The organism is Rathayibacter sp. AY1F3, assembly GCF_002931975.1.
Classification (GTDB): Bacteria; Actinomycetota; Actinomycetes; order Actinomycetales; family Microbacteriaceae; genus Rathayibacter.
Genome location: NZ_PSVF01000013.1, coordinates 75,263 through 101,205 on the forward strand (window position 1 = coordinate 75,263; position 25,943 = coordinate 101,205).

A 25,943-nucleotide genomic window follows, 5' to 3' on the forward strand; every position below is an offset into this window, starting at 1 on the left:
GCACGTGGCACCGCGACCCGGAGTGGTATCCGGGCTCGCCCGCGCGGCAACCCTTGGTCGGACGTTGCACCCCCGTGTCGAGCGACGCGTACGTGCGAGCACGAGCGCCGCCTAAGTTCACTTTGCGGATTAGGACGCGCCGTCAGCCGTGCGCAGGATCTGCGCTGAGAAGGACTGCTCACCGCGAATTCGTGCAGAAGCCCACCGATGTGTTCCGTCCACCAGGACCGTACGGCCGGGCCTCACAGTTACGGCTAAGGGGCCCTGCGCACGCCACGACGACGGGTCGGAGTCGTAGGTCCGATCTGGGTGCGCCAGGTAGAACCTCAGGACGTCCAGACGAACGACGCCCTGGATGCTTGCATGAATTGCCGCTAAAGGAACGGACGTAGGAGCCTCCAGCGTCAGGTCGCCGGCGTACCACTGGCGAATCAGTTCCATCGCTTGCGAGTCGTCCATCACGGTCGCCTGCGCTAAACCCAATTCCTCCGTAGCGATGAAGTATAAGTTCGCATCATCGTCCCAATATCCGAGAACGTCCAAATCCATCTTGATGGGCTGCTTGGCGGCACGCGAGTGGAGGGTCACTCCCGACCTAAACTCCTTATTCCAATTCGAATTTGCCCCGCATTCTTCTGTCTTTCAATATCCTGCCAATGGTTGAGTCGCGTGTTGATATATGTGCGCCGTTCATCAGCCATCAACTTCGTGCGAGTAAGAGCCTGGCTGAAGTCGCCGAGAATGAGAGCGCCATCAGAAATCCACGGCCCAGGCATGAACATTGGAGAGAACGCATATGGCTCAGGCCCCGTAGCGCGCATTTTGAACGTTATAGAGGAATTGTGCTCGAAACGCGGCTTGAGAGAATCGAAGGTATAAAATTTTTCGTCGGGAAGGCGCATCCCGTTGCGCTTGCTTGTCAATTCGTCCGGATTTTTGTGCCGTCCTCCAAACTGAAACTCCGCTGCGCGACCGTAGATTAATACGTACTGGGGAACGAGTGGCTTATGTGGATCGTCATCTAGAAGCAGATACTGCTCTCGGAAGATTTTATCGTTGCCGCTACGACTGAACCACGTTCTCCAGTCATTGAGTTGGTCGTGCGCCTGGCTGAAGGTAGCCGTGGGTCGGCCCTCGATGGTGAACCACTGCTTAGAGGGCTTCTCAATTTCGATCAGAATCGGCGTGATTACTGATGACGATCGAGTGACCCACATGAAGTCCGGCTCGAAGCTACGGCCTGCTCCGCTGAGTGTTGGTCGAGCAAAAACGGCATGCAAATCTGAGCCGTGGTGTCCACCGGGGCCAACGTCGCCACTGCCACCCGGAATCATGGCCGGGTGATACTCCAAGAACTCCTGAACGGCAGGCTCGTCCGGATCGGTCAAAAGAAGTGCGTACCACTCCTGCAAAACGGTGTCCGAGTATCGCTGCCAATCCATCGGCGAGGGTCGATTGGGGTTCGTGTCCGGTTCGAGCTTGGTGAATTCCTCTAGCATGAGAGTAGGTTAGCGCCATCGATCGGACCTTCGCATCTGATCCACCAGGGCGAGCCTGACCTTCGAGGTCGCGCAGCGAAGGAGCGAAGCGCGCCTTCGCCGGAACGGCGTAGCGTTCGTGTAGGTGAAAGACGTCGCGACCTCGAGGTAGTGAAGGGATCCTTCGCCGTGAGTGGTAGGAGGAACGGTGCCAGACAACCTCGAAGATAAGCACATGATTGCCCTTAAGTCATTCGTGTTGCGAGCACGTCGTGTTCGCGAACACTCACTTGCGAAGGATATTCGACTACTAGTCGATTTGCAATCGCCGAAATTTAATGTAAGTTTCGACCCCGAATCACACGAGACAAAAATTGTTTGGAGCCTCCCGCCGGAGGAGCAACTTGAAAGCGCGGCGGCGAGAGTCAGACCGCTAATCTTGCAGGATGATCCCACGTATCACGCCAAGGCGATGAACGCGATTCTATTCTTTGCACAAAAAGGCGAGGCTCCCAAGCCGGTAATTGACGCGCTCCGTCTTATGAAGAAGCGCTGGGCCGCTTTGATCGGAGACGGTAACGCAGGAGGATATTACGAAGTGATGGTTCAGGAAGCGAGTGGAGCTCCCGTCGAGAGAATAAATGATGGTGGGTTGGCGTTGGCCTGGATATACGGCGATGTGGTGCATGCTGATGCCGAGCATCGAAAGAAGGGGCAAGTCTTTGGAGTCCGCGAGCGGTATCAAGCCGCCGTTCCGCTGGTAGCAAAAATTATGCTTCAGACTCTGAGCACACTCAATCTGATCGAACAGCTTCATAAGCGGGGAGCGATCCCTAAACTTGGCCCGGTCTTCGATGAAGAGGTTACTGTCAAGGAGCCAATTTCCGAGACTGTCGCTGATGTGTATGTAGGGGAATATGATGCCAACGGGAACCTACCTCCTACGCCAGCAATGGATGAAGAATTTGGGGAAGGGTGGAGGCGGTTCAGCGAAGTTTTCGGGGAAGGGGGCGAACGGTCGTCCTAGTTGCCGGAAGCCGCCGAGTCCGACATCGCTGATGCTGACGGGGTTGGAATCCATGCACGCAACTTGGTGCGCTCTGTAGTCCGTCGTCAGCTATATCGTTGCGCTCTCGCGAGCCGCGTGGTCCTCCTGGTGTCGGTAGAGCGTCGCCCGACTCCACCAAAGAAGACGGGCGGCCTCCTCAGCGGTGCGTCCCCGTGCTCTCGTTTCTGTGGCGATCGCCTCACGACCGGATCCGACAGGGGCCGGCCGAACTGGGTTCCGTTCGGGCGGGCGGCCGTCACGCCGACCAGCATCAGACGACAGAACCGGCATCAGACGACAGAAGCAGCAGGCGCCGCTCGCGGGGACCTCCGCATACCTAGCTACACGCGGCCGGGCACGCTCGACACCGCCACTTCGCGGCGTCTTGTTGCAGGCCCAGCTTGCCCCCCGTGCGGGGCGGGCGTGGCAAATGTCAGTGGTTGCTGGTGTGATCTTCCTGACTGGCAGGGGGTTGTTCGTGTCTACTACATTCGTGAGGATGCGCCACGCGTTGGCGCCGACCCCAGATGGGTGCCGGTGGTGCGGTGTTGCTCGGATCGGCCACGGCCACGCGTGGGTGCGGTCCGTGGGAGGGCACTCTTGGGAAGCTCCTACGCAGGCACAACGACTTGCGCGGATGCGCGAGCGTAGGCTCACTGCGCTCGTTGCATAAGTTGCTCGAAGACGTCGACGAGTGGCGCTGGAACGTCAGTCTTTGAATTGAGGCGCAGTACGAGGGACAGGAGCATGTCGGGTTTCCCCGCCGGAGCGAAGCTCGAGCCCGTGCGTAACATTTTGAGGACGTCACTGCTGAACTTCTTGCCTTCACCGCGGAGTGCTGCGAAGTCGGCCTCTGACCACGTGTCGGACGGGGCTTCATCTCCGTCCCGAATCCATAGGTCGTTGGCTGCGGACACCCACTGATCGTCCGAGAAAACGTCCTCAATCTCATTCGGATCCCCTATATAGAGGCAGTGCTCGTCGGGATGGAGGCCAGCTTTGCTCAGCCGGTCGTTACTGAAAACGTGTTTAGCAACGGTCTTCGAATCGGAATCGACCAGGAACGCGACCCCGCGGCCGTGATTCGCAAGGAACTGAGCAAAGCGCAGCGCTCCTTCGTTATTGTTGCAAGGCCAGAGCGCGATACCGCAAGATTCAAGGTGGCGGCCAGTAGCTAGCTTGAAGAGGACCGGAATGACGCCTGCTTCCGTTTCGCCTTCAACGCCGACGAAGAGCCGCTCGTGCAGAAGCACAGTGTTTCGTAGCCCGACGCTGGCCGCGATGGCGCCGAGGTGGGAACCGACCTGGGTGTCATCGGCGAGTCGCTCGAGGGTGGTGCGATGCTCAGCGTGCTTGACATGGATGACGTCGCTGATGTCGGTGCCGTCGATTAGGTTCATCGAGTGCGAGGCGATGATCACTGTGATATTTGGATGCTCCGTCTGTTCGTGAATCAGCCGCATAAGCTCGCGCTGATGTCCGTAATCGAGGTGGGTGTCTGGCTCGTCGTAGAGAAGCACCACGTCTTCACCTGAGCGCGCGAGCATCGTCGAGTTGTGCTCCCAGACCGCTAGGGCGATACGGCGGGCACGCCCGGCGCCAGAGACCTGAAGCCCAATTTCTTCGCCCGCTGGGTTCCGGACGGTGATCTGGGTTGATTTCAGTCCGTTCGCGCTTGTAAAGCTGACTGTGGGCCGGATCGTGACGGCGCCGATGTCTTGCACTGTTCGCATGATGTGGTCACGAATATCTGCGGCGTCCTTTACGAGCTTCTGCTCGAGTTCGACCTCGATTTCTCGCACGTCGCCCTTCAGCTCATCAGATTCGAGATGCGTCCGGTACGCCGTGAGCAGCGTTGTTTGGATCGCGGTTTCGGCATTCACGGCACTAGCTGCGTTGAAGCGCTGTCCAGCGGGCAGTGCTCGATCAAGGGCCGTTTCGGCGGGGCTCCACGTCTCCACTTTGTCGGCGTCAGCAGCAGCTTCATCCAATCGGCTAATTAATTCGGGTTTGTTTCCACTCGTGGAGAGCCCGTAGCTGGCTAACCGATCCTTCAAAACTGGAACGTTGAGCCCCGAGTAGTCCCGCAGACGGGGATCTGCGGGGACCTGCTTGAGAACCTCGAGGGACGTCGTGCCCTTCTGATGTATGCGGCGAACGCGTAGAGGCGACGACCCGAAGGCGGCCTCCGCTTCCCGCAGCTCGAACGTTCCCTCGACCCAGGTCTCGTCAACACGACCCGCAGCTGTTTCCCCGTCGGCCGCGGGTTGGCCTCTGAGATACGTCCGATCCGCGTCGTCTATATTCCGGGAGCCGAGCAGAAACGAGACCGCGTCGATGATGGCGGTCTTGCCCGCATCGTTGTGTCCAGCGAGCACGGTTGGTGAACCGATCGGCAAACTGCCCATCGATTCAACGGATCGGAAACCGGCGATGGACACATTAGTTAGCTTCATTATTCCCCCAAAGGTCTGCAGTGTCGGGCATCAACCTAATGCCTACTGGACGCTCACCTCCGCAGACGCACTGTTCGTTCACCGCACGAAAGTTGGCTCAATGGCCGATCCCCATAAATAGATGGTCGCGATGAGTTTGGAGGGCGACGAGACGACCGCGGACCGGATCGTGCAGCAGATCATCGAGAACGACCAGCGCGCCGAACTCTCGGTCGCGGACCGCACCGCCGCGTGGGCGCAGCTCGCGTTCGCGGGCGTCACCGCCGCAGCGATCGCCAAGCGCACCGGAACCAAGACCGACGCGGTGAAGAAGGGCCTCGCGGTCGCGGAGTCCGCGACCGTCACGTCCGTTCTGCATGAGCACGAGCTGACCCTGGACCAGGCGGCGGTGCTGTTGGAGTTCGAGGACGACGCCGACGCTCGCGCGACCCTGATCGAGGTCGCCACCCACGACCCGGCCCAGATGGAGCAGGTGCTCTCCGTCTACGCGCAGCGCGCCGCGCACCGCCTCCGTGCGCAGGAGTCGGTGACGAAGACGATGAGCGTGTTCGCGTCGACGTCGCCGTTCGCGGACGCGCCGTACGAGTCCGCCCGCGGCCTCGCCGGCTTCCCCGTCCCCACCGATGACCCGGTGGGAATCGTGAAGGCCGCGATCGGCACGCTGCGCCCGCGCCTGCGCGAGGGGGCCCGGTACGTGCGAGCGCGCGTGATCCTCACCAACCTGTTACCGAAGGGCTCCCACGCCTTCCTCGACATCTTCGATACGGCCTTCGACTCCAAGGGACTCGGCGCCACGATCGACGCCGTGACGAAGCGGCACGGCCGCTCCGCGGTCGGTCTCGGGCTCGCTGGGATCCGCAAAGGGCCCGTGTGGACGATGAAGCGCGAAGCGCTCTCCCTGCGCGCCACGACGCATTGGGGCGAGCTCGCGACCGCGCACGCACGCTAAGAATTGATGGCAGTCATTCTGCATCCCCGGATTCCTCGGGAAGATGGGGAAGTAAAAGGTGGTCAAACATCAGGACAATGAAACCCAATATCAATACCCCCATCATGATGAAAACGACCTGATTAACAGCTCCGCTTAGTTCGATCTCGAATGCGGCAAAATAGGTGAATACTATTGTGGTCAGCAAAAGCCCAATCCCGATACAAAATCTTACGAGAAAAAAGAACAAGGCTAATTTCAAGTTTATAATTTTGCCCATGTTGGAACCGGTGAACACTGAAGCAACAAAAAGTGTTGCGCTCACTTGGGCGATTATCGATGATCCTGCTGGGTGTATTTGCAACATTTCCATACTCGTAGAGTACTAACCAGAGCTAGTTTGTGTTGCAATTTTTCCCTGTCACAGCTGTCAGGGACGTTGATTCGTGATGTGACGTGGAAGCGACAAGGTGGTGAACCCGGCTGCGACCGTGATGCAAGCTGCGTTTCTACCGCGGCAAGGCACACCGTGGCGATTTTGGACTGCTCACGGTCTCTGAGTAGCCGAACCGTTGTGCTCTCCTACCCGTTCCGGGGGCCGCTAGACGCGGCACCGGCGATGCCGGGGGAGGGAGGCCGCGATGCGGTCCGTTCTTGCGCGTTTTCTTCACCTCTCCGCGGTCTCAACCTATTTCGCTCCAGCGGCTCCGTGCCACCGATCCCGGACGCGCCCTGCGGGCTCACTTCGCCCGGGATCGGCGTCACTCCGCCGCCTCCACTCAAACGGTTTCCCCCGCCGGAGAGGCAAAGAAGAACGATCAGCCAGAGGGAGCACCCCAGACCATGCAGACCACCACCGTCCCGCAGACCGTCGCCACGACCTACGTCCCGCTCAACGGCAAGCGCAGCGTCAGCGTCGTCGGCGCCGACTTCGCGACCACCCCGTCCGTGTACGTCACCCGCCGTCCGTCAGGAACGTGGGAGGCGTGGCACTCCGACCAGCTGCACGCGTTCACCAGCGGATCGTTCCGCCGATGCGTCGCCGCCGCCTGCCGCGCAGCCCTCCACCGCCACGCTTCCGCCGTCACCCGCTGAGAGGAACGGACCATGACCCGCACCGACACCGGCCGCGCCACCGCCGACCAGCTCGCCCTCATCCTCGTCACCCGCCGCGGCGAGTGTGACGAGGACGCCGCCGCCACGGACGCCGAGATCCTCGCGGATGTCCGCAACACCCTGCCCGGGCGGGTTCCCCGTCACCGAGGACGGCTCCGACTACGCGGCCGCGTTGATCGCGTTCCTGACGCCGCCCGCGCTCGCTGTCTTCTCCCCGGTCGAGCAAGTCGTCACCGGCGACAGCACCCCCGCCGACGCCGCAGGGCTCAGCTAGCCCCCACCCGGCGGGGACCGGCCCACGCCGGTCCCCGCCCCTCCTCCTCTTCTCCCACTGCTGCACAGAAAGACCCGACCATGACCACCACGACCACCGCACCCCGCCCCGCCCACCGCTTCGACCCGTACCAGGACGACCCGACGCTGCGAGCCGCCGAGGTCGCCGTCGACGCCGCGGCCGCCTACGGCTGGCCCACCGCGACCGCCCTCGTCTTCAAGTACGAGACGACCGGCCCCATCGCCCACGTCTGGGGACTGTGGAAGGTCCTCGACGCCGACCGCCAGGTCCTCCGCGAATGGGACGAGGAGCCCGGCGACATGACGGACGACTCCGAGGAGGAGCTGATCGCACTCGACCTCATCAGCAACCGCCGCGCGACCCTCGACTACACCGACTTCCCAAAGCCCATCGGCTCCACGACCCTGATCCTCCACACGCTCACCCTCTGAGCGCGTGCGCGGGCCGACCCGAAACGGGCCGGCCCGCACGAGGGGGAGAGCCCCCTCGACCCCCCGGTCACGCGCGTGGAACGGCCACGCGCGCTCGAGCGGTAGTCAGCGGCGAGGACGCGGCTTGTACTTCTTCCCCGCCCGAATGTTCCGGTTCTCGATCACACCGACCACCGCCAGGCCGGCGGCCACGGCGACGATCAGCAGCCACCCGAGCACGTTGAACCACTCACCGGTGAACGCCGCGTACGTCTGCTCACCGGCGATCGCGAAGAGCATGAACGACAGCCCGAACCACACCATGCCGTTGCTGATCAGCGCAGCACGCGCGAGCTTGGTCCGAGGCTTCGACATGCGCCCACCCTCCCACCGCACCCTGGACGTGTCCACGAGATCCCGGGCGCCTGAATAGCACAGGCGCTGGTCGATGCCGACCCTAGCCAAGCGGGGCCGGCGCGACTCGCTGCGCGGATCGCGCGTGCAGCACGAGGAACCCCGGCGCTATGTCGACGTCCAATGCGACGCCCTGGACACGAGAGAACTCGACCAGACCCTCGACCCGCCACACCTCATGCTCCCGGAACCGCGATCGCTCCTGCAGCTCATCGCCCACGCGAACCTCGCCCAAGACGACCCGATCAGATCCCGCCGCGGCGATCGGGAACGCCCACCCGCCGGCCTCGCGCCGAAGCGGCGGCGCCACGACGACCGCCCGAAGGGAGAGGTCGGAATCAACAGGAGCGTGCTCAGCATCGAGTGTCATACGACCAGTGAACCGGCCGACCTCCGTAGATCCGCGACATGCGCCAAGACCGCGCCAGGATCGGCGCCGACTGCACGCTGTCGCAGCTCTAGGGTGAGCGCATGAGCACCCCGACGCCCCGCGAACTGCTGGCCGTTCACGTCGCCACCGACCCCTCCGGGATCACCGCGACCTTCACTCTGGGCGACCCGCTCGAGCTGCCCCAGCCGGCCGGATGGTTCACCTACGGCATCGAGCTCACCGGCGCCGACGGCGCCACGGTTAAGCACTTCGGCATCCGTCTCTCCCAGGCGGAGACGAAGGCGTTCGTCTTCGAGTTCGAGAGCGCCACCCAAGCCAACTACGACGCCACCCACGTCACCGACCGCGGCGCCTCCCTCGTCGCCCGGTTCCCGGACTCCTCGCTCGGCGTCGACGCGATCGGCTCCGTCACCGGATTCGCCACCATCGAGGGCGAGGGCGTCGCCACCGGCGTCACCGTGCAACTCCTCACCTAGGAGACACCGCTCACGAGGGTCCCTTCTTTCTGGGCTCAACGGCACCGGAGCGCGATTCGAGTACAGCCCGAGCATTACCGCTCCGGGTCTTGTTCCCGAACATGGCTACGAGCGGCACAACGACGGTATTGATCGCCAGTGCGGCCAGAGTGACCAGCAGAAAAAGTGCGCAGAAGATCCCGACGATCCACGGACCGAAGGTCGCGAGCCCGGTCAGAAGGGCGGAGAAGGTTGCGACCGTACCGGTCGCGGCGAGGAAGTCGCTCACAAGAGTCTCGATGCCGACGCGAGAGCCCGCGCTACCGCGCCTAGATCGATTGACTACTAGGGGCGTTGCTACTTCCGCGCCGGGGATACATCGTCTGAGTGGTTTCGGCTCTACGTCGCGGGACGCGGAGCATGTGACTCGACGATCTTCGGTGAGGAAGTGGTGGCCGTATCTCGACCTATTGAGATGCTCAACTGCTGAAAATCCACCGCATTCGCGGTGTCCGGTTGCCCACCGCTTTCGCGGTGTCAGTGTGGGTGTCTTCAGTTGTTGACCGGCCTATGCGACCAGTTGATCTACCTTCAGTTTCCCACGGCGCATGCACGCCTCGCCTTCGCGTTCGCTGTGAGCGTGAGGATCGAGACGACTCCGGCGGGACCCAGCTGCTGATCGGTGCCGCATGGCGGCCGGCAGATCCGCAGACTGAGCCCATGACGTCGGTAGAACTACTCAACGCGCGTGCCCGAGACGACGCGCCACCATAGGATCGCGAGTCATGACCTCGCAGCGCGCCGAGCCCATGCCGACCCTCGTCTCGGTCGTTATTGGACTACTCCTGTTGGCTGGGGCGGTGGTTTTCGCGCTCGTCACCGCCTCGTCCGATCAAGACCCGCTACTCCAAAAGGCATCTCTGCCCCTGGCGATCGGAATCGGAACACTCGGCGGGATAGCTCTCGGTCGCGCAGGACAGCCACGCGACACCACCGTGGCGGACCTGTTGAGGTTGGTGCTGGTTGGCGCTGGTGTCGTCGGAGCCTGGCTCCAGGACGCGATCGGCGTGCCCGCGCAGGTGGTGATCGGCGCGCTCGTCGTCGTCTGGGCCATCCTCTCAGGAAGGAAAGAAGGCTGGCTGACACGGCAGGTTTCTAACCACTGGTCGGGCTACGTGATGGGTATCGCGGGGATCGTTCCTTACGCGTGGATGTTCGCTCGCCTTCTCGGCCTGCTCTGAGAGCGGCTAAAAAGGTCGCGAGCTGCGCCGTTCCGATAGGGGATGGTTTTCCGGGTCGGTCGGTTTCTCTCAGGTCCAGCGGCGTTCGAGCCAGTGGAGTGCGGCGTCGGCTTCCCGCCGCTGAAACTCGCGAAGGGTAGGCATGTCTTCCGGTGCCGGTGTCCGCAGCGTCTCCACCCACGAGCCCGCGACGCCCGCGAGCACCGCATCGATCGCTTCCGCTGCGACCCCCCGCAGGGAGCGGTGCTCGAGGTAGCTCTCCGCGTCGCCGTGCGGATCGCTGACGAGGAGATCGAGGAGGTAGGTCACCGAGTCGAACCAGGGCGCTCCGATACAGGCCCAGGGCCAGTCGACCAACCACACCCGCGAACTCGCGTCGATGAGCACGTTGTCAGCGCGGCAGTCCAGGTGCACCAGGTGATCCCCTTCGACCGCCTGCGGAAGCTGCGCTGACGCTTCCCGCAGCCGCCCGAGGTGTGTGCGGACCCACGGGTTGAGGTCCGCGACGGCCCCCGATGCGGCGAGGCGGTCCCAGCTCGATGCGTCGGGCGTGAGCTCATCCGAGAGACGCGGAAGCGCCGAGGGGCTGTCGAGGAGAGGCAGGGCGTCCAGCGCGTCGAGTACAGCCGTGGTGTCGTCGGGACCGGGGTGCCGTCCGTCGACGTCTTCGAACCCCACCACCACCCAGTCGTCCTGTTCGATCATCCCCACGAGTCGAGGGGCGACCACCGACGCGGGGAGGTCGCGGACGACTGCCGCTTCCCGGCGATGCAGGTCGAACGTCCCCGCGTTCCGCGCGCGACTGATCGACTTGGCGAAGACGCGACGGCCACCCGCGAGTACCAACCGGTCGGCGCCTCCCGAGGAGAAGCCTCCTGACTGGCTCGCCGCTCCCACGACCTTGCTGTCGATCGCGTCCTCGAACGCGCGACGTACCGGGCTGGGGGCCTCCGCCCAAGTCATACGTGCCATGTTCTCCCCCTCCCAGTGCATCTACCCTCTCAGGGATCGCCGTCCCGTGAGGGGATGGTCGACCGGACGGCCGGTAGGGGTCGTTCTCACATGCTCGTCCGCGCGGTCGACGTGAGGAACGGGGTGGTTAGTACCGGCGGATAGAGACGTTCTCACCGAGGCTCGTCCAGTCGAGGCCATCAGCGTCGTCCGGACCGGCGCCATCGGTGTGTATCTGAACGACCCATGCTCCGTTCAGCGACAACTCATCCCCGCAGCCGCTTCCGTCTTCGTTGTCGCCTTCTCCGTCCACGATCACGCACCGGCCTCCGGTCGTGATCTGCGACCCGATCCAGACGTCCAATCCGTCGGCTGAGCCGACGTAACGGATCGAGGCGGGTTCGTAGCCGTCTCCTACAGTGCCGACGTCGGGAAGAGCGTCTCGCTCGTCTTGTGCCCGCTTGAAATCGGAGTAGGCCTCGGTGTCGGGGCCGGAACACCCGGCCATGAGCGTCGTCGTGAGCGCCATCACTGCGGCTCCGGTCACCCACCTCAGGCGCGTTGTCGATTCCACCGCATCCCCCTGTGCCTCGTCAGCACAACGTACCGCGCTGCGAAGGAGAGGAGCGCTGGCACTGTAACGATGGGTCTTCTTCCGAGTCTCGCATCCACGGGAGAGTCGATGGAGCGTTCCGTATGGGGATCGTTCATCGGTCCGGTAGCGAGCTGGCCCAAAGAGGTGCTGAGAGCATCCGTTGCTGCTGGTGCAGGCGGCTCGGGTTCACCTCGCCCAGCGACGTAGCTGGCGCAGCGTCTTGCGGTCCGTGTGAACGAGGCCGACGGTCGGATGGAACCGGAATTGAGGTGGGGCCTCGACCAGCTGCAGAGCAGCGCGTGCAGACTCTCGTACGGCATCGACATCGCGCTTGATCGTCGCCGCGCTGATGCGCGCAAGATGCCACCGGAAAATCTCGGACGAGAGTTGGAAGCCGGCGCCAGCTGGCCACGAGTCGAGGTGGGCGATGGCCTCCTCGACGTCTCCTGGACCTCTCCGGGCAAGGAGTACCTCGGCGGCGGCGATGGGTATCGACCCCGATGTGCCGTTCAAGGTCGGATTTTCCTCGATCACCGTCCGGTACTGGTGCAGGGCCTCTTCCGCGTCGCCGGTCTGCACAGCAATGTTTCCGAGCAACTCGCGACTATGCGCGCGTTCAACGGCGAGATCCGGCTCGGGGTAGTCCACTGCTCGGATGAGCAGGGATCGAGCGGCGTCGATCAGGCCCGCGTCACGAAGAGCTATGGCCTTAAGTTTGAGGTACTGCTGACGGTTGTGCGGTCGGGCTCGGCTGAGACGACGCTCGAACTCGTCACGGTCCGTGGAATCCCAGCCGGGATCGCGGTACCAATCATCTGCCACCTTCGAGATGATCCTCCGCACGACGCTGCGCAAGCAAGGCAAGACGCTCCGAGCGCAGCGTTCCGTATGGGGATCGTTGACCGGGCGGTGCCGCTAGCGGTGGTCCTTTGGGTGCGCTGCTGTCGATGCGAGGTAGGTGGCGGCGAGTTGGGTGACTTCTTCTCTGTAGCGGCGAGTAACTCTCCTGGAGCGGTGGGACACCGTGTGCAGGTCGAGCACGTCGTCTACTTCGACAAAGGGCTGCGCCGCTTCCGGCCCGTCATGGCCGATCAGGTCATGAGCCCACGAGGAGAACGCTCGGAGGTCCAGGTCGCCAGCAAGAAAGCGTCGGCATGCGACTCGGAGGGCGAGGAGCGGGATCTCCTCGCTGTCCCTGTCGAGCGGCGGGTCACCAGCTTCGACGAGGGCGGTCGAACTGAGGTCGAAGACCTCAGGGGACGTTGCGCTTGCGTAGAGGGAGGCGAGAGCGGTCAGCGAAGGACTGTCGTGTCCATCCGCGAGGAGATCTGCTGCTAACGCGATGACATCTCTGGTGGTGGAAATGCCTAGAAAAAGCGCTGCGGTCTGTTCGCGCAGGTTCGCTGCGGAGGGCTGACTCGGCTCTCTCGAGTCATCTCGCATCCAACCTCCCCACGACGAAATTCACGCTAGCGCTCTTCAGCTGGGTCGATCTGCTTACGAGCACCAGCGACGTCCCGTATGGGGATCGTCCACCGGTACACGTGCGCGCAGTAGAACCGGCCGCGGGATCCCGCGGAGCGCAGGGTCCCGACAGACCCGTCCGATGAAGAGTCCCGCCGAGGCACCCCACTCGGGACGGTACTCGTGGCGCCGCGGAAGGCGGACTACTCCGAGGCGCCGCTGCCTGTGTGCTCCGTCCGGCCGCGACGGCGACCTGTTCCGGCGGAACGACGCCCTCGGCGATCTCCGCGTGGGCCGCTGCCGTCACTCGCCGAGGCCGAGGCGGCGCTCGGCATCGGAAGCGATCGCGGCGCCGCTCCCTCCGCCCGGCCGCTCGAGCAGCGGGGGAGCGCCCCCGGTCTCGTGGTGAACGTTCACGTACAGGCTTCGCGCCGCACTTGTCCCGTCCCCTCCCGCCCGCCTAGCGTGGTGCGTGAACGTTCACGTCGACGACGCCGCGAAAGGGTCCCCATGACCGACTCCACCCCGACCACTCCCGCTCCCGGCTGGGCGGTGCTCGGCCCCGGCAGCATCGCGCGCCGGTTCCTCTCCCAGCTGCCGGCGAGCGACCGCGGCGCCCGGCTCGTCGCGGCGGGCAGCTCCGATCCGGGGCGCGCCGCGGCCTTCGCCGCCGAGGCCGTCGAGCACGGCTTCGCGGACGCGACCGCCGGCGACTACGCTGCGGTCCTCACCGATCCGCGGGTCACCGCGGTCTACATCTCCACCGTGCACACGGGTCACGCCGCGCTCGTGCTGCAGGCGCTCGAGGCCGGCAAGGCCGTGCTCTGCGAGAAGCCGCTCGCCGTCAACCACGGCACGGCGATGGCCCTGGTCGACGCCGCCCGCAGCGCGGGTCTGCCGCTGGTCGAGGCGTACATGTACCGCTTCCACCCGCAGACGGCCGCGCTGCTCGAGCTCGTCCGCGACGGCGCGATCGGCGAGGTCGTGCACATCGACGCCTCCTTCTCCTTCCGCACCCCGTCCCGCGAGGGCCGCCTGTACGACGTCGCGACGGCCGGAGGAGGCGTCCTCGACGTCGGCGGGTACACCGTCACCGCCGCGGCGGCCGTGGTGCAGGCCGCGACCGGTGCCGCCGTCGCCGAGCCCGTCGAGTTCGACGCGAGGGGCAGCCTCGGCCCGACCGGTGTCGACGAGTGGAGCGTCGCCCGCGCGACCTACCGCGGCGGCATCACCGCCACCCTCCGCACCGGAGTGGCGCTCGACGACGTGAACGCCCTGACGATCCACGGCACGCGCGGCCGGCTGCACGTGGCCGACCCGTGGTTCGGTGCGTCCGACACGGGCATCGAGATCAGCGTTGTCGGGGAGGAGCCGCGCATCCTCACGTTCGAGGGGGAGAGCCCCTACGCGCTCGAGGCGGATGCGACGACCGACGCCCTGGCGGCCGGTTCGGTCGAGGCGCCGCAGATGACGCTCGAGGAGACGCTCGCGACGGCCCGCACGCTCGACCGCTGGCGCGCCGCGATCGGCCTGCGCTTCCCGTTCGAGGCTGAGACCGCGGACATCCCGACGGTGTCCGGACGGCCGCTGCGCGCGGCGTCGGACAGCCCGATGCTCTTCGGCGAGATCCCCGGTGTCGGCAAGCGGATGTCGCGGCTCGTGATGGGCGTCGACAACCAGCCGGATCTGGCGCACGCCTCGGCGATCTTCGACGCGTTCGTCGAGCAGGGCGGCACCGCCTTCGACACCGGCTACATCTACGGCGACGGCGAGATGGAGGGCCGCCTCGGCCGGTGGATCCGCAACCGCGGCATCCGCGAGGACGTCGTCGTGATCACCAAGGGCGCGCACACCCCCTACTGCGACCCGGAGTCGCTCTCCCGGCAGCTGCTCGAGAGCCTCGAGCGGCAGGGCACCGACTACGCCGACATCTACCTGATGCACCGCGACAACCTCGAGGTGCCGGTGGGCGAGTTCGTCGACGTGATGGACGAGCACCAGCGCGCCGGGCGGATCCGCGCCTACGGCGTCTCGAACTGGACGCCGGCGCGCTTCGACGAGGCGCAGGAGTACGCCCGCACCCACGGGCGGGCCGGGTTCCAGGCGTTGAGCGACCACTTCGGCCTGGCCGAGGCGTACGACGTGCCGTGGGAGGGCTGCGTCCACGTCACCGACCGGGCGTCGAAGGAGTGGCTGGTCGAGCGGCAGATCCCACTGCTGCCGTGGTCCTCGCAGGCCCGCGGCTTCTTCACCGGCCGCGCCCGCCCGGACGACACCAGCGACGCCGAGCTGGTGCGCTGCTACTACGGGCCGGACAACTTCGAGCGCCTGCGCCGGGCCGAGCAGCTGGCGGCCGAGCACGGTGTCGGAGCGACGGCGATCGCGCTGGCCTACGTGCTCGCGCAGCCGTTCCCCACCTTCCCGCTCTTCGGGCCGCGCACGATCACCGAGCTGCGCTCGTCCCTGCGCGGCCTGTCGATCGAGCTGACCCCGGAGCAGACGGCATGGCTCGACCTCCGCGCCTGAGCGGTGCCGAGGCCGGCGGCCGCGCGACGATCCACGACGTCGCGGCCGCCGCCGGGGTCTCCCGCCAGACCGTCACCCGCGCGATGAACGGCATGCCGGGCATCAGCGAGGAGACGAAGCGGCGGGTCCTCGACGCCGCGGAGCAGCTGTCCTACCGACCGTCGCGGTTCGGCCGCGGCCTGGTCACCGGCGGCGAGCACCAGCTCGGGCTCGTCGTCGACGACCTGCGGAACCCGTGGTCGCCGGAGCTCGCCTCGGCCGTCGTCCGGGTCGCGGCGGCGCGGGGCTGGAACGTGTCGCTCGCGGACGTGGGCCTCGCCGCCGACTCCGATCGGATGATCCAGGCGCTGGGCGCGCAGACCGATGCGGTGATCGGCACCTTCGGCGATCGTGCTGCGGAGTGGATCGAGCGGCTCGGCTCCGTGCCGGTCGTCGAGCTCGACCCGACCGGCGACCCGCTGCGCGCCGCGGTGCTGCTCGACCACTCCGCCGCCGTCGAGGCGCTGGCCGAGCACCTGGCGGGAGCGGGCGTGCGGCGCCCGGTGGTCGTCGACGTCTCGCGGGATGCCCGGCCGAGCCGGCGAGCGGAGCTTCTGATCCGGGCCTTCTCCGCGCGCGGACTCGAGGCCTCCGTCGTGCGCGCCGAGGGCCCCACCGCCCAGGCGGCCGCGGACGCGACCGAGCGGATCATCGCCCGGCCCCGGGCCGCGGACGCGATCGTCGCGTTCAACGACCTCTGCGCGCTCGGCGTGCTCTCCGCCTGCCGCCGGGCGGGCGTCGACGTGCCCGGCGACGTCCGGGTGGTCGGGATCGACGGCCTCTCGATCGGCCGGCTGCTCGCACCGACGCTGACCACCCTCGCCGTCGACCTCGACGAGCTCGCGCGGCACGCCCTCGACCTCGCGGTCGCCATGATCGCCGGCGAGCTCCCCCGGGGCGGCCCGGCCGTCCGCCGCACGGTCCGCCACCAGCTGGTGCTCCGTGAGTCCGCCTGATCGCCCGCCGATCGCGCGGACGGACTCGCCCGCGTGCGGCGCGGATCTCCTCGCCGGCGACTCGGTACTCAGCCGCGCGATCCGGTCACCGGTCCGCGGGCTCGTCCAGCGCCGCGAGGATCTTCCTGCGGTCACGGTGCAGCGTCCACCAGCTGACCGTGTGGCGAGCGGTGATCAGGCCGAGCTCCACCATGTCGGGGAGGCCCTCCTCTACTCGCCGCCCGCCCGCTCCCCGAACTCCACGAGCTTCGCGAACAGGTCCTCGATCAGCCAGCGGGTGTCGAACGCCTCGCAGACCCGGATCGTGTGCGGCCCGGAGTCGGGCAGGAGTTCGCCGTCCGCGGAGAACCGCGGCGCGCGGCGCTCCCGCCAGCGGCCGCCGGCGGGGTTCATCACGGCGCCGATGGCCGGGCTGTCGCCCAGCGACCGGAAGTCGAGCGGGCCGTACGGGATGGTGTCGTTGAACGCGATCAGCTGGTCCACCAGGTAGTCCCCGAGCGGGCTCGTGCCGCGCAGCCGCGTGCGGAGCTCGGCGTGCCCGACTCCGACTCCGGAGTACACGGGCATCGGGATCTGCCAGAGGGCGATGCCCGACTCGAGCACCAGGTTCGCCGCGTCGACGTCGTTGATCAGGTTGAACTCGGGGCTGTAGGCGGGGATCTCGTCGTAGGGCGGGCCGCCGACCCAGACGACCACGACGTCGCGGGAGGCGATCGACGGCTCGAGCAGCAGGGCGGCGGCGACGTCGGTCAGCGGCCCGAGCACGGCGATCCACAGCCGGCCCTCGTCGCGCAGGGCCTCCGCGACGATCAGGCGGGCGCCGTCGGACGGCTCGGCGGGCAGGGCCGACTCGGCGCCGTCGACGACGGTCACCGTCGCTCCCGCCAACTCCACGATGCGATCGATCTCGGCGCGCGACTCCGGCATGCTCCCCGGCCGGCCGAAGTGCGCCGCCACGAGACCGCGGACGTCGAGGGTCTCGGTCAGCAGCGCCTGGACGATCGCGAACTGGTCGTCGGCCTCGTTCGCGGCGTCGGTGCTGACGATCAGGCGGTGCGGGGGAGGCGGGGTCATGCGGACTCGCGCTGCACGAGGGTCGTCGCGAGGATCGGCTGCCGGTCGACGGGGCGGCCCTGGACGACGGCGACGACGGTCTCGGCGGCGACGCGGCCCATGTCCTCCAGGGGCTGGCGGATGGTCGTGAGGGTCGGATCCGAGGTGGTCGCGATGACGACGTCGTCGAAGCCGATCACGGAGACGTCGGCGGGGACGCGGCGGCCGGACGCCTGCAGGACGCGGATCGCGCCGTTGGCCATCAGGTCGGACGAGGCGAAGACGCCGTCGAGGTCGGGGTGGCGCTGCAGGAGGCGGGCCATCGCGGCGGATCCGCTCTCGAGGGTGAAGGCGCCGTGCACGATCGGGCTGGAGTCGAGGCCGAGCTCGGTGAGCTCGTCGCGCCAGCCTCGGATGCGGTCGCGGGCGGGCTCCATGTCGTGCGGGCCGGCGATGATGCCCAGGCGCCGGCGGCCGGAGTCGGCGAGCGCGCGGGCGGCGAGGCGGCCGCCTCCGTAGTTGTCGGAGTCGATGACGATCGCGTCCTCGGGCAGGGCGACGCGAGGGCGGCCGACCCAGGCGATCGGCACGGGGGAGTCGGCCAGCGCCTGGGCGAGGTGGGTGATCTCGTGCTGGAGGATCACGATCGCGCCGTCGACGGCCCGCGAGCGGAGGAAGCGGGGGATGCGGTCGCTGTCGTCGTGGTCGGCGGGCAGCAGCACGGGCTGCACCTCGCCGGCGTAGAGGCCCTTCGCGGCGCCCTTCAGCACCGAGGTGAAGAACGTCCCGGTGAGGCTGTCGAGCTCGTTGAAGGCGACGATCAGGGCGATGGCCCCGGCCCGCCCGCCGCGGAGCATCCGGGCGGCGCTGTTCGCCTCGTAGCCGAGGGACTTCGCGGCGCGCTCGACCGCGGCGGTCATCCGGACGTCGACATTGGTGCCGCCTGCGAGCACCCGGGCGGCGGTGGCGCGCGAGACGCCCGCGGCCTGGGCGACGTCCACCAGCGTTGGTCGAGTCATGCTGCTTCCTTCTGCGAGGGGAGGTTCCGGCTTCCGTGCCTCCCCGCGGAGCACGGTGGGGAGAGCGTCGAGGTGAAGACTCGCACGGGGCGGCGGGCGGCCGTCCGGAACTGCTCGATTTGCGAAACTTCCCTTTGATACTAGGCGGAGATCGTTATCTCGCGGAGACCGGTTCTCGCTTGCATCGTGCTCGCGGGCGGGTTAGGTTGGCCGCCAAGAGATCGTTCTCTGAGGCCCGCCCTCACCGAAACCCTGCGAATCCCCAACGAAGAGGAATTGTCGTGAAAAGAAGCCTGACGGCCGTAGCCGCCGCAGCAGCAGTAGTCGCGCTCACCCTGACCGGGTGCTCGTCCGGAGGGGGAGGAGGCGCCTCGGACGACCCGAACGCCGAAGCCACCTTCTGGTCCTTCACCGGCATCAACGCCAAGGACAGCGTCGACGAGTACCTCGCGAAGATGCCCGACGCGAAGATCAAGCTCTCCGAGGTCGGCAGCACGACCGAGACCGCCACCGCCCTCACCGCGGCCCTCGCCGGCGGCAAGGTGCCCGACCTGGTCATGATCCAGAACGACGACCTGCCCCAGTTCGTCGCCAACAGCTCGAACTTCCTCGACCTGCGCACCCTCGGCGGCGACGACGTCGCCTCCACCTACCTCCCGTGGGCCGCCTCCGCCGCGACCGCCGACGACGGCTCCGTCGTGGGCGTCCCGACCGACGTCGGCGGACTGGGCTTCGCCTACCGCGCCGACCTCTTCGAGCAGGCCGGCCTGCCGACCGAGCCCGACCAGGTCGCCGAGCTCTGGAAGGACTGGCCGTCCTTCATCGAGACCGGCAAGAAGTACACCGAGGCGACCGGCAAGCCGTTCGTCGACAACATCGAGACCAGCGTCTTCTTCTCGACCGTCAACCAGGTCTCGGAGAAGTACTACTCGCCCGACGGCGAGCTGGTCTACGACACCAACCCGCAGGTGAAGGACGCGTTCCAGGTCGCCGTGGACACCAAGGACGCCGGCATCAGCGCCGGCATCGCCGCCTGGTCCTCGGGCTGGGCCCCGGGCCGCGCGAACGGCGCCTTCGCCGTGACGATCGCCCCCTCGTGGATCCTCGCCGGCATCAAGACCGACGCCCCCGACACCGCCGGCAACTGGCGCGTCACCAGCGTCCCCGGCATCGGCGGCAACTGGGGCGGCAGCGTCATCGCCATCCCCGCCCGCGCCGAGCACCCCGAGGCCGCCTGGCAGTACATCAAGACGATGATGTCGGCCGAGGGCCAGACCGACCACTTCAAGGCCTCGGGCACGCTGCCCGCCGCCACCGAGGCGGTCGCCAGCGAAGAGGTCCAGTCGTACACCGACCCGTTCTTCGGCGACTCGAAGATCGGCGAGGTCATGGCGACCTCCGTCGAGCAGTTCCCGTCCTTCTACAACGGACCGGACACCACCCCGATCAACGGGGCGCTCCTCAACACCCTCGTCGAGCTGGAGGCCGGCAACGTGACCTCCGACAAGGCGTGGTCGACCGCACTCGACACGGCCAAGCAGGCCATCGGCGGCTGATCGCCCCACCCACCCGAGCGGCCCGGCGCCTCGCACGCCGGGCCCCTCCCCCCTTTCTCGACGGAGGTACTCCCGTGTCAACGGTGACAGCAGCACCACCCCGCAAGCAGCGCAAGCAGCCCAGCGCGCCGGTCCAGAAGGCCGCGCGGATCCGCAACTCCCTCTCGGAGCGGATCGCCCCCTACGCGTACGTCGCGCCCTTCTTCATCATCTTCATCGTCTTCGGGCTCTTCCCGCTCCTGTTCACGTTCTACGTCTCGCTCTTCGACTGGAACCCGATCGGCGAGCAGACCTTCGTCGGCATCGCGAACTTCCAGCAGCTCTTCGCCGACTCCCGGTTCTGGAACGCGCTGGTCAACACCTTCGGCATCTTCATCATCTCGACGGTGCCCCAGCTGCTGTTCGCCCTCTTCCTCGCGCACCTGCTGAACCACGCCCGCCTCCGCTGGGCGAACTTCTTCCGCATGGCGCTGCTGGTGCCGTACATCACCTCCGTCGCGGCGACCGCGATCGTGTTCGCGCAGATCTTCGACAAGAACTTCGGCCTGATCAACTGGTTCCTCGGCATCTTCGGACTGCCGTCGATCAACTTCCTCGCCACGAACTACGGCTCCTGGATCGTCATCTCGACGATGGTCTTCTGGCGCTGGTTCGGCTACAACACGCTCCTCTACCTGGCGGGCCTGCAGTCGCTGCCCCGCGAGATGTTCGAGGCGGCCTCCGTCGACGGCGCGTCCAGCTGGCAGCAGTTCCGCCACCTGACGATCCCGGCGCTGCGCCCGATCATCGTCTTCACCGTGATCATGTCGACCATCGGCGGTCTGCAGATCTTCACGGAGGCGCTCCTGGTGGCCCCTGAATCGGGCCTCACCTGCGGCGCCGGCCGGCAGTGCCAGACGCTGGCGCTCTTCCTCTACGAGCAGGGCTTCGGCCAGTTCAAGTTCGGCTACGGATCCGCCATCGGCGTCGTGCTGTTCGTGATCGTGGTCCTCGTCTCCCTCCTCAACTTCTACCTCTCCACCCGCACCCGGAAGGAGGCCGTCTGATGTCGGATGTGATCGACCAGGCCGTCCCGCAGACGCTGGCCCCCACGGTCCAGAAGGCACAGCTGCCGAAGCGGCGCGGGAAGGGCGGCGGAGTCGGCTGGCCGACCTACGTCTTCCTCGTGATCGCGGTGCTCGTCTCGATCTTCCCGCTCTACTACATGTTCGTCGTCGCGTCGGTCGGAGCGACCGCCGTCACGTCGATCCCGCCGCGCCTGTACCCGGGCACGAACTTCATGGCGATCGCCGAGAAGGTGTTCGACACCGTCCCGTTCATCGCCTCGATGCTGAACAGCCTCATCGTGTCGCTGAGCATCGCCGTCATCTCGGCGATCCTCTGCGCGATGGCCGGCTTCGCCTTCGCGAAGCTGCAGTTCCCCGGCCGCAACGTGCTGTTCCTCATCGTGCTGCTGACCATGACGGTGCCGGCGCAGCTGAGCATCATCCCGCAGTACCTGATCGTCTCGGCGCTCGACTGGGTCGACACCCTCCAGGCGATCATCGTGCCGGGCCTGGCCAGCGCCTTCGGCATCTTCTGGATGCGGCAGCACATGTCCACGACGGTCAGCGACGAGCTGATCCAGGCGGCCCGCATCGACGGCGCCAACTCGTGGCAGCTGTTCTGGCGCATCGCCTTCCCGGTGGTCCGCCCCGCGGCGTTCGTCCTCGGACTGATCACCTTCACCGCGGTCTGGAACGACTTCATGTGGCCGTTCATCGTCCTCAAGTCGCCGGAGCTGTTCACGGTGCAGATCGCGCTGAAGCAGCTGCAGGCCAACCGCTCGATCGACGTCGCCCTGGCGATGGGCGGATCGTTCATGGCCACCCTCCCGCTGCTGATCGCGTTCTTCTTCGTCGGCCGCCGGATGGTGTCCGGGATCATGGACGGGGCGTTCAAGGGCTGATGCACGACGCTTCCCCAGCACTGCCCGGGACGGACGCCGCGCGTCCTCCCGGGCGGGACTGGCGGGATCGCGCTCTGCCTCCGGCCGAGCGCGCCCGCCTCCTGACCCAGGAACTCACCCTCGAGGAGAAGGCGGCGCAGCTCGGCTCCGTCTGGCTCACCGACTCCGCCGACGACTTCGCTCCGAAGCTCGACGACGGGCCCGCCGCGGGCGACGACCTCTTCACCGGCGGCCTCGGCCAGCTGACCCGTGTGTTCGGCACCGAGCCGGTCTCCGTTCCGGAGGGCGTCCGCCGGCTCCGCGAGCTGCAGGAGCGCGTGGTCGCCGGCAGCCGCCTCGGCATCCCGGCCATCGCGCACGAGGAGTGCCTCACCGGCCTGGCCGCGTACGGCGCGACCGCGTTCCCCACTCCGCTCGCCTGGGCGGCCACCTTCCACGAGGAGCTCGTGGGCGAGATGGCGGAGGCGATCGGCTCGGACATGCGCGCCCTCGGCATCCACCAGGGCCTCGCCCCGGTCGTCGACGTCGTGAAGGACTACCGCTGGGGCCGCGTCGAGGAGACCCTCGGCGAGGACCCGTACCTGGTCTCGCAGCTCGGTGCCGCCTACGTGGCGGGGCTGGAGGGGACCGGCGTCGTCGCGACGCTGAAGCACTTCGCCGGGTACGCGGCCTCCCGCGGCGCCCGCAACCACGGACCCGTGAGCATGGGGCCGCGCGAGCTCGCCGACACGGTGCTGCCTCCGTTCGAGGCCGCCCTGCGGCACGGCGGCGCCCGGAGCGTGATGACCTCGTACACCGACATCGACGGCGTGCCCAGCAGCGCCAGCCGGCACCTGCTGACGACGCTGCTCCGCGACCGCTGGGGCTTCGAGGGCACGGTCGTCGCCGACTACTGGGCGGTGCCGTTCCTCCAGGCCATGCACCACGTCGCGGTCGACGCGGCCGACGCGGGGCGCCTGGCGCTGCACGCGGGGGTCGACGTCGAGCTGCCGCAGACGGCGGCGTACGGCGAGCTGCCGCGCCTGATCCGCGAGGGCGTCGTCGACGAGGCCGACCTCGACCGCTCCGTGGCCAGGCACCTGCGCCACAAGTTCGAGGCGGGCCTGCTCGACGGCGGCCCGCTGGTGCCCGAGGGAGCCGAGGACGTCGACCTCGACAGCGCTCGCAACCGCGCGATCTCGTCGCGGATCGCGGAGGAGTCGGTCGTGCTGCTGCGCGACGAGGACGTCGCGGGGCTGCTGTCCTCCGGCTCGCTCGCCGTCGTGGGACCGGCCGCGGACCAGTTCCGCAGCCTGGTGGGCTGCTACGCGTTCCCCAACCATGTGCTCTCCAAGCACCCCGGGCACGACCTCGGCCTGTCGATCCCGACGGTGCTGACCGCGCTGCAGGAGGAGTTCGGAGCGTCGCGCGTGCGCTTCGCGGAGGGCGGCTCGATCACCTCCGCGTCGACCGACGGCGTGCAGGAGGCGGTGGACCTCGTCCGCGGCTCCGACGCGGCGGTCGTCGTGGTCGGCGACATCGCGGGGCTCTTCGGCGACGGCACCTCGGGCGAGGGCTGCGACGCGGCCGACCTCCGCCTCCCCGGAGCGCAGGAGCCGCTGGTGACGGCCGTGCTCGAGACCGGCGTGCCCACCGTGGTGGTCGTCCTCTCGGGCCGGCCCTACGCGCTCGGGGCGTTCGGAGCGGCGCGCGGACTCGTGCAGGCGTTCTTCCCGGGAGCGGACGGGGCGGCCGCGGTCGCCGGCGTGCTCTCGGGCCGCGTGGCTCCGACCGGGCGGCTGCCCGTGCAGATCCCGCGGCTCCCGTCCGCGTCGACCACGTACCTGCAGCCGTCCCTCGGGCTCTCGAACCCCGGGATCACGGCGCTGGACGCGACTCCGCTCTACCCGTTCGGCTACGGGCTGACCCGCGGCGCGGTGACGTACACGGAGCTGGCGACGGCGGCGGAGCTGCCGGTCGGCGGATCGCTCGACGTGGCGGTATCGCTCCGGAACGACGGCGCCGACACGGTCGAGGTGGTGCAGCTCTACGCGGGCTACCCGACCTCGGCGGTGGTGCGGCCGGTCGCGCAGCTGATCGGCTTCGCGCGCGTGCCGATCGCGGCGGGCGAGACGCTGACGGTGCACTTCCACGTCGACGCGGCCCGGCTCGCCGTGACGGGGGAGGACGGCCGGCTCGCCGTGGACCCGGGACCGCTGCGGCTGACGGCCGGCGCCTCGGCGGCGGACGCGGCGGTGACGGCGGAGGTGTCGATCACGGGGGAGCGGCGGCTGCTCGCCGAGCGGGCTCTGCGGACCCCCTGGTCGGTGGCGCGGGACTGAGCGGTCGGCGCCTCAGGGGGGAGGCGCCGGCCGCTCGCGGGGGCGGGCCGGTGGTGCCGGCTCGAGTCCGCGGAAGTCGCGGTACTCGCGCGCGAGTCCTGCGACTTCTGCGGGGTCGGCGGCCGGGAGCGCGACGGCCGCGTAGCACCGGAGGCGCACAGCGCAAGGGGCCCGCGCGAGCCGGGGGCCCGGCCTAGCGTGGAAGGAGCGGCGCCGCCGGTGGCGGCCCGCGGAGAAGACCGATGCAGAGGAGAGTCATGCCCGCCCTGACCGACACGTTCACGCTGTCCAACGGAGTCGCCATCCCGAAGATCGGGTTCGGCACCTGGCAGATCCCCGACGGCCCCGAGGCCTACGACGCGACGACCGCCGCGCTCGAGGCGGGCTACCGCCACATCGACACCGCCCGCGCCTACGGCAACGAGGCGAGCGTCGCCCGGGCCCTGCGCGACAGCGGCGTCCCGCGCGACGAGGTGTTCATCACCACCAAGCTCCCGGCCGAGGTGAAGGACTACGAGGGCGCGAAGGCGAGCTTCGAGACCACCATGGCGGCGCTCGAGCTCGACCACGTCGACCTGTACCTCATCCACGCGCCGTGGCCCTGGCAGGACATGGGCTCCGACCACCGCGAGGGCAACATCGCGGCGTGGAAGGCGATGGAGGAGATCCTCGAGGCCGGTCGCTCGCGCGCCATCGGCGTCTCGAACTTCCAGGTCGCCGATCTGGAGTCGCTGATCGCGGCGACCGACGTGGTGCCGCACGCCAACCAGATCCGCTGGTTCGTCGGCAACACCCAGGACGAGACGACCGCGTACTGCAAGGAGCACGGCATCCTCGTGGAGGGCTACTCGCCGCTCGCGACGGGCGGCCTGCTCGACAACTCCGACATCGGCGAGATCGCCGCGAAGTACGACAAGTCGGTGGCGCAGCTCTGCATCCGCTACCTGCTCGAGAAGGACGTGCTGCCGCTGCCGAAGTCGACGACGCCCTCGCGCATCGTCGAGAACGCCGACGTCGACTTCGAGATCTCGTCCGAGGACCTCGCGCACCTCGACTCGCTCGTCGACACGGAGTCCTGACCCGCGGGCGCCCGCTCCTGACGGTCCGGAGGCCGTCGCACTCGAGCTCGAGTGCGGCGGCCTCCGTCGTCTCGGCGCGTCCTGCGCCGCCTCCGCTCGCGAGTGCGCAGGAGTTGTCGCAGTGGGCGTCGAGTGCGACAAGTCCTGGCTTCTCGCCGAGCCGAGGCGAGGGGCGAGGCGGGGCGGGGCCCGCCCGCCTCGCCC

At 67.5% G+C, this 25,943-nt stretch carries 27 protein-coding genes and 1 pseudogene; 14 read left to right on the forward strand and 14 right to left on the reverse strand.

The genetic code is table 11. The features are described from left to right. Positions 1-129: 129 nt before the first annotated feature. Positions 130-588, reverse strand: a complete 459-nt coding sequence (locus tag C5C39_RS09705; protein WP_104353253.1) for a hypothetical protein — start codon at positions 586-588, stop codon at positions 130-132. Then, positions 585-1,499 (reverse strand): Shedu anti-phage system protein SduA domain-containing protein, encoded by a 915-nt coding sequence (locus C5C39_RS09710; RefSeq protein ID WP_104353254.1) that lies wholly within the window; start codon positions 1,497-1,499, stop codon positions 585-587. The genes C5C39_RS09705 and C5C39_RS09710 overlap by 4 nt, the downstream gene beginning before the upstream one ends. Before the next feature lie 187 nt (positions 1,500-1,686). Here C5C39_RS09710 and C5C39_RS17250 point away from each other — a divergent pair, with 187 nt between their 5' ends. Continuing rightward, the gene (locus C5C39_RS17250; protein WP_146083911.1) at positions 1,687-2,505 is read left to right on the forward strand and encodes a hypothetical protein; all 819 of its coding nucleotides are present in this window, start codon (positions 1,687-1,689) and stop codon (positions 2,503-2,505) included. Positions 2,506-2,595: 90 nt separating this feature from the next. Here the strand turns inward: C5C39_RS17250 and C5C39_RS17870 are convergent. Together C5C39_RS17870 and C5C39_RS09725 are read right to left on the reverse strand one after the other, a co-directional pair. After that, positions 2,596-2,789: pseudogene (locus C5C39_RS17870) on the reverse strand (recombinase family protein); the annotation flags it as partial. A gap of 390 nt (positions 2,790-3,179) precedes the next feature. After that, positions 3,180-4,982: an AAA family ATPase gene (locus C5C39_RS09725; protein ID WP_104353255.1), complete on the reverse strand. Its 1,803-nt coding sequence runs from the start codon at positions 4,980-4,982 to the stop codon at positions 3,180-3,182. A 130-nt stretch (positions 4,983-5,112) separates the two neighbouring features. Here C5C39_RS09725 and C5C39_RS09730 point away from each other — a divergent pair, with 130 nt between their 5' ends. Next, positions 5,113-5,931: a DUF4113 domain-containing protein gene (locus tag C5C39_RS09730; RefSeq protein WP_146083912.1), complete on the forward strand. Its 819-nt coding sequence runs from the start codon at positions 5,113-5,115 to the stop codon at positions 5,929-5,931. Positions 5,932-5,944: 13 nt separating this feature from the next. Here C5C39_RS09730 and C5C39_RS17255 read toward each other — a convergent pair whose 3' ends face one another. Further along, complete coding sequence (locus tag C5C39_RS17255; RefSeq protein WP_146083913.1) at positions 5,945-6,235, reverse strand: hypothetical protein; 291 nt, start codon at positions 6,233-6,235, stop codon at positions 5,945-5,947. A gap of 518 nt (positions 6,236-6,753) precedes the next feature. On the opposite strand from C5C39_RS17255, the gene C5C39_RS09735 reads away from it, so the two are divergent. The 3 genes from C5C39_RS09735 (at position 6,754) to C5C39_RS09740 (ending at position 7,752) form a co-directional block, all read left to right on the forward strand. Next, a complete protein-coding gene (locus C5C39_RS09735) occupies positions 6,754-7,005 on the forward strand; it encodes a hypothetical protein (protein WP_104353257.1) in 252 nt (83 codons plus the stop codon). A 127-nt stretch (positions 7,006-7,132) separates the two neighbouring features. Then, the gene (locus C5C39_RS17490) at positions 7,133-7,300 is read left to right on the forward strand and encodes a hypothetical protein (protein ID WP_181136365.1); all 168 of its coding nucleotides are present in this window, start codon (positions 7,133-7,135) and stop codon (positions 7,298-7,300) included. Positions 7,301-7,380: 80 nt separating this feature from the next. After that, positions 7,381-7,752, forward strand: a complete 372-nt coding sequence (locus C5C39_RS09740; RefSeq protein WP_104353258.1) for a hypothetical protein — start codon at positions 7,381-7,383, stop codon at positions 7,750-7,752. Between the two features lie 105 nt (positions 7,753-7,857). Here C5C39_RS09740 and C5C39_RS09745 read toward each other — a convergent pair whose 3' ends face one another. Further along, on the reverse strand, positions 7,858-8,106 hold the full coding sequence (locus tag C5C39_RS09745; RefSeq protein WP_104353259.1) for a hypothetical protein: 249 nt from the start codon (positions 8,104-8,106) through the stop codon (positions 7,858-7,860). 82 nt (positions 8,107-8,188) lie between these two features. Then, positions 8,189-8,515 (reverse strand): hypothetical protein, encoded by a 327-nt coding sequence (locus C5C39_RS09750; RefSeq protein WP_104353260.1) that lies wholly within the window; start codon positions 8,513-8,515, stop codon positions 8,189-8,191. Between the two features lie 101 nt (positions 8,516-8,616). Between C5C39_RS09750 and C5C39_RS09755 the strand changes: the two genes are divergently transcribed. Next, on the forward strand, positions 8,617-9,012 hold the full coding sequence (locus C5C39_RS09755) for a hypothetical protein (protein ID WP_104353261.1): 396 nt from the start codon (positions 8,617-8,619) through the stop codon (positions 9,010-9,012). 10 nt (positions 9,013-9,022) lie between these two features. Here C5C39_RS09755 and C5C39_RS09760 read toward each other — a convergent pair whose 3' ends face one another. Continuing rightward, positions 9,023-9,280: a hypothetical protein gene (locus C5C39_RS09760; protein WP_104353262.1), complete on the reverse strand. Its 258-nt coding sequence runs from the start codon at positions 9,278-9,280 to the stop codon at positions 9,023-9,025. Between the two features lie 496 nt (positions 9,281-9,776). Between C5C39_RS09760 and C5C39_RS09765 the strand changes: the two genes are divergently transcribed. Then, the gene (locus C5C39_RS09765) at positions 9,777-10,232 is read left to right on the forward strand and encodes a hypothetical protein (protein WP_104353263.1); all 456 of its coding nucleotides are present in this window, start codon (positions 9,777-9,779) and stop codon (positions 10,230-10,232) included. 69 nt (positions 10,233-10,301) lie between these two features. On the opposite strand, the gene C5C39_RS09770 is transcribed toward C5C39_RS09765, so the two are convergent. From C5C39_RS09770 to C5C39_RS17260, 4 genes are all read right to left on the reverse strand, one after another. Further along, entirely contained in the window at positions 10,302-11,204 is a 903-nt protein-coding gene (locus C5C39_RS09770; RefSeq protein ID WP_146079296.1) for a phosphotransferase family protein, read from the reverse strand. Positions 11,205-11,331: 127 nt separating this feature from the next. Continuing rightward, positions 11,332-11,757, reverse strand: a complete 426-nt coding sequence (locus C5C39_RS09775) for a hypothetical protein (protein ID WP_181136366.1) — start codon at positions 11,755-11,757, stop codon at positions 11,332-11,334. Positions 11,758-11,964: 207 nt separating this feature from the next. Continuing rightward, positions 11,965-12,600, reverse strand: coding sequence for a hypothetical protein (locus C5C39_RS09780; RefSeq protein ID WP_146083915.1), 636 nt, complete (start codon positions 12,598-12,600; stop codon positions 11,965-11,967). Positions 12,601-12,693: 93 nt separating this feature from the next. Continuing rightward, positions 12,694-13,221, reverse strand: a complete 528-nt coding sequence (locus tag C5C39_RS17260) for a hypothetical protein (protein WP_146083916.1) — start codon at positions 13,219-13,221, stop codon at positions 12,694-12,696. A gap of 531 nt (positions 13,222-13,752) precedes the next feature. On the opposite strand from C5C39_RS17260, the gene C5C39_RS09790 reads away from it, so the two are divergent. Together C5C39_RS09790 and C5C39_RS09795 are read left to right on the forward strand one after the other, a co-directional pair. Continuing rightward, positions 13,753-15,768 carry an aldo/keto reductase gene (locus C5C39_RS09790; RefSeq protein WP_104353267.1) on the forward strand — a complete coding sequence of 672 codons (2,016 nt, stop codon included), beginning with the start codon at positions 13,753-13,755 and terminating at the stop codon, positions 15,766-15,768. Further along, a complete protein-coding gene (locus C5C39_RS09795) occupies positions 15,747-16,763 on the forward strand; it encodes a LacI family DNA-binding transcriptional regulator (RefSeq protein WP_104353268.1) in 1,017 nt (338 codons plus the stop codon). Before C5C39_RS09790 ends, C5C39_RS09795 begins: the two co-directional genes overlap by 22 nt. Positions 16,764-16,973: 210 nt before the next feature. Here C5C39_RS09795 and C5C39_RS09800 read toward each other — a convergent pair whose 3' ends face one another. Both C5C39_RS09800 and C5C39_RS09805 read right to left on the reverse strand, forming a co-directional pair. Continuing rightward, the gene (locus C5C39_RS09800; RefSeq protein ID WP_104353269.1) at positions 16,974-17,837 is read right to left on the reverse strand and encodes a nucleoside hydrolase; all 864 of its coding nucleotides are present in this window, start codon (positions 17,835-17,837) and stop codon (positions 16,974-16,976) included. Next, positions 17,834-18,835 (reverse strand): LacI family DNA-binding transcriptional regulator, encoded by a 1,002-nt coding sequence (locus tag C5C39_RS09805; protein WP_104224675.1) that lies wholly within the window; start codon positions 18,833-18,835, stop codon positions 17,834-17,836. The genes C5C39_RS09800 and C5C39_RS09805 overlap by 4 nt, the downstream gene beginning before the upstream one ends. Before the next feature lie 281 nt (positions 18,836-19,116). Here C5C39_RS09805 and C5C39_RS09810 point away from each other — a divergent pair, with 281 nt between their 5' ends. The 5 genes from C5C39_RS09810 (at position 19,117) to C5C39_RS09830 (ending at position 25,739) form a co-directional block, all read left to right on the forward strand. Beyond that, positions 19,117-20,391, forward strand: coding sequence for an extracellular solute-binding protein (locus C5C39_RS09810; RefSeq protein ID WP_104226495.1), 1,275 nt, complete (start codon positions 19,117-19,119; stop codon positions 20,389-20,391). Positions 20,392-20,474: 83 nt separating this feature from the next. Next, entirely contained in the window at positions 20,475-21,437 is a 963-nt protein-coding gene (locus tag C5C39_RS09815; RefSeq protein ID WP_104224677.1) for a carbohydrate ABC transporter permease, read from the forward strand. Next, positions 21,437-22,339 carry a carbohydrate ABC transporter permease gene (locus C5C39_RS09820; protein WP_104224678.1) on the forward strand — a complete coding sequence of 301 codons (903 nt, stop codon included), beginning with the start codon at positions 21,437-21,439 and terminating at the stop codon, positions 22,337-22,339. Before C5C39_RS09815 ends, C5C39_RS09820 begins: the two co-directional genes overlap by 1 nt. Continuing rightward, a complete protein-coding gene (locus C5C39_RS09825) occupies positions 22,339-24,660 on the forward strand; it encodes a glycoside hydrolase family 3 N-terminal domain-containing protein (RefSeq protein WP_104353270.1) in 2,322 nt (773 codons plus the stop codon). The genes C5C39_RS09820 and C5C39_RS09825 overlap by 1 nt, the downstream gene beginning before the upstream one ends. Before the next feature lie 257 nt (positions 24,661-24,917). Beyond that, complete coding sequence (locus C5C39_RS09830) at positions 24,918-25,739, forward strand: aldo/keto reductase (protein WP_104226493.1); 822 nt, start codon at positions 24,918-24,920, stop codon at positions 25,737-25,739. The last annotated feature ends 204 nt before the right edge of the window (positions 25,740-25,943 follow it).

Coding starts and splice junctions, on each gene's coding strand:
- C5C39_RS09830 (WP_104226493.1), top strand. CDS start 24,918: ATGCCCGCCCTGACCGACACGTTCACGCTGTCCAACGGAGTCGCCATC.
- C5C39_RS09730 (WP_146083912.1), top strand. CDS start 5,113: ATGAGTTTGGAGGGCGACGAGACGACCGCGGACCGGATCGTGCAGCAG.
- C5C39_RS09825 (WP_104353270.1), top strand. CDS start 22,339: ATGCACGACGCTTCCCCAGCACTGCCCGGGACGGACGCCGCGCGTCCT.
- C5C39_RS09795 (WP_104353268.1), top strand. CDS start 15,747: ATGGCTCGACCTCCGCGCCTGAGCGGTGCCGAGGCCGGCGGCCGCGCG.
- C5C39_RS09745 (WP_104353259.1), bottom strand. CDS start 8,106: ATGTCGAAGCCTCGGACCAAGCTCGCGCGTGCTGCGCTGATCAGCAAC.
- C5C39_RS09800 (WP_104353269.1), bottom strand. CDS start 17,837: ATGACCCCGCCTCCCCCGCACCGCCTGATCGTCAGCACCGACGCCGCG.
- C5C39_RS17260 (WP_146083916.1), bottom strand. CDS start 13,221: ATGCGAGATGACTCGAGAGAGCCGAGTCAGCCCTCCGCAGCGAACCTG.
- C5C39_RS17490 (WP_181136365.1), top strand. CDS start 7,133: ATGTCCGCAACACCCTGCCCGGGCGGGTTCCCCGTCACCGAGGACGGC.
- C5C39_RS09770 (WP_146079296.1), bottom strand. CDS start 11,204: ATGGCACGTATGACTTGGGCGGAGGCCCCCAGCCCGGTACGTCGCGCG.
- C5C39_RS09755 (WP_104353261.1), top strand. CDS start 8,617: ATGAGCACCCCGACGCCCCGCGAACTGCTGGCCGTTCACGTCGCCACC.
- C5C39_RS09710 (WP_104353254.1), bottom strand. CDS start 1,499: ATGCTAGAGGAATTCACCAAGCTCGAACCGGACACGAACCCCAATCGA.
- C5C39_RS09765 (WP_104353263.1), top strand. CDS start 9,777: ATGACCTCGCAGCGCGCCGAGCCCATGCCGACCCTCGTCTCGGTCGTT.
- C5C39_RS09735 (WP_104353257.1), top strand. CDS start 6,754: ATGCAGACCACCACCGTCCCGCAGACCGTCGCCACGACCTACGTCCCG.
- C5C39_RS09750 (WP_104353260.1), bottom strand. CDS start 8,515: ATGACACTCGATGCTGAGCACGCTCCTGTTGATTCCGACCTCTCCCTT.
- C5C39_RS09790 (WP_104353267.1), top strand. CDS start 13,753: ATGACCGACTCCACCCCGACCACTCCCGCTCCCGGCTGGGCGGTGCTC.
- C5C39_RS09740 (WP_104353258.1), top strand. CDS start 7,381: ATGACCACCACGACCACCGCACCCCGCCCCGCCCACCGCTTCGACCCG.
- C5C39_RS09725 (WP_104353255.1), bottom strand. CDS start 4,982: ATGAAGCTAACTAATGTGTCCATCGCCGGTTTCCGATCCGTTGAATCG.
- C5C39_RS09820 (WP_104224678.1), top strand. CDS start 21,437: ATGTCGGATGTGATCGACCAGGCCGTCCCGCAGACGCTGGCCCCCACG.
- C5C39_RS09805 (WP_104224675.1), bottom strand. CDS start 18,835: ATGACTCGACCAACGCTGGTGGACGTCGCCCAGGCCGCGGGCGTCTCG.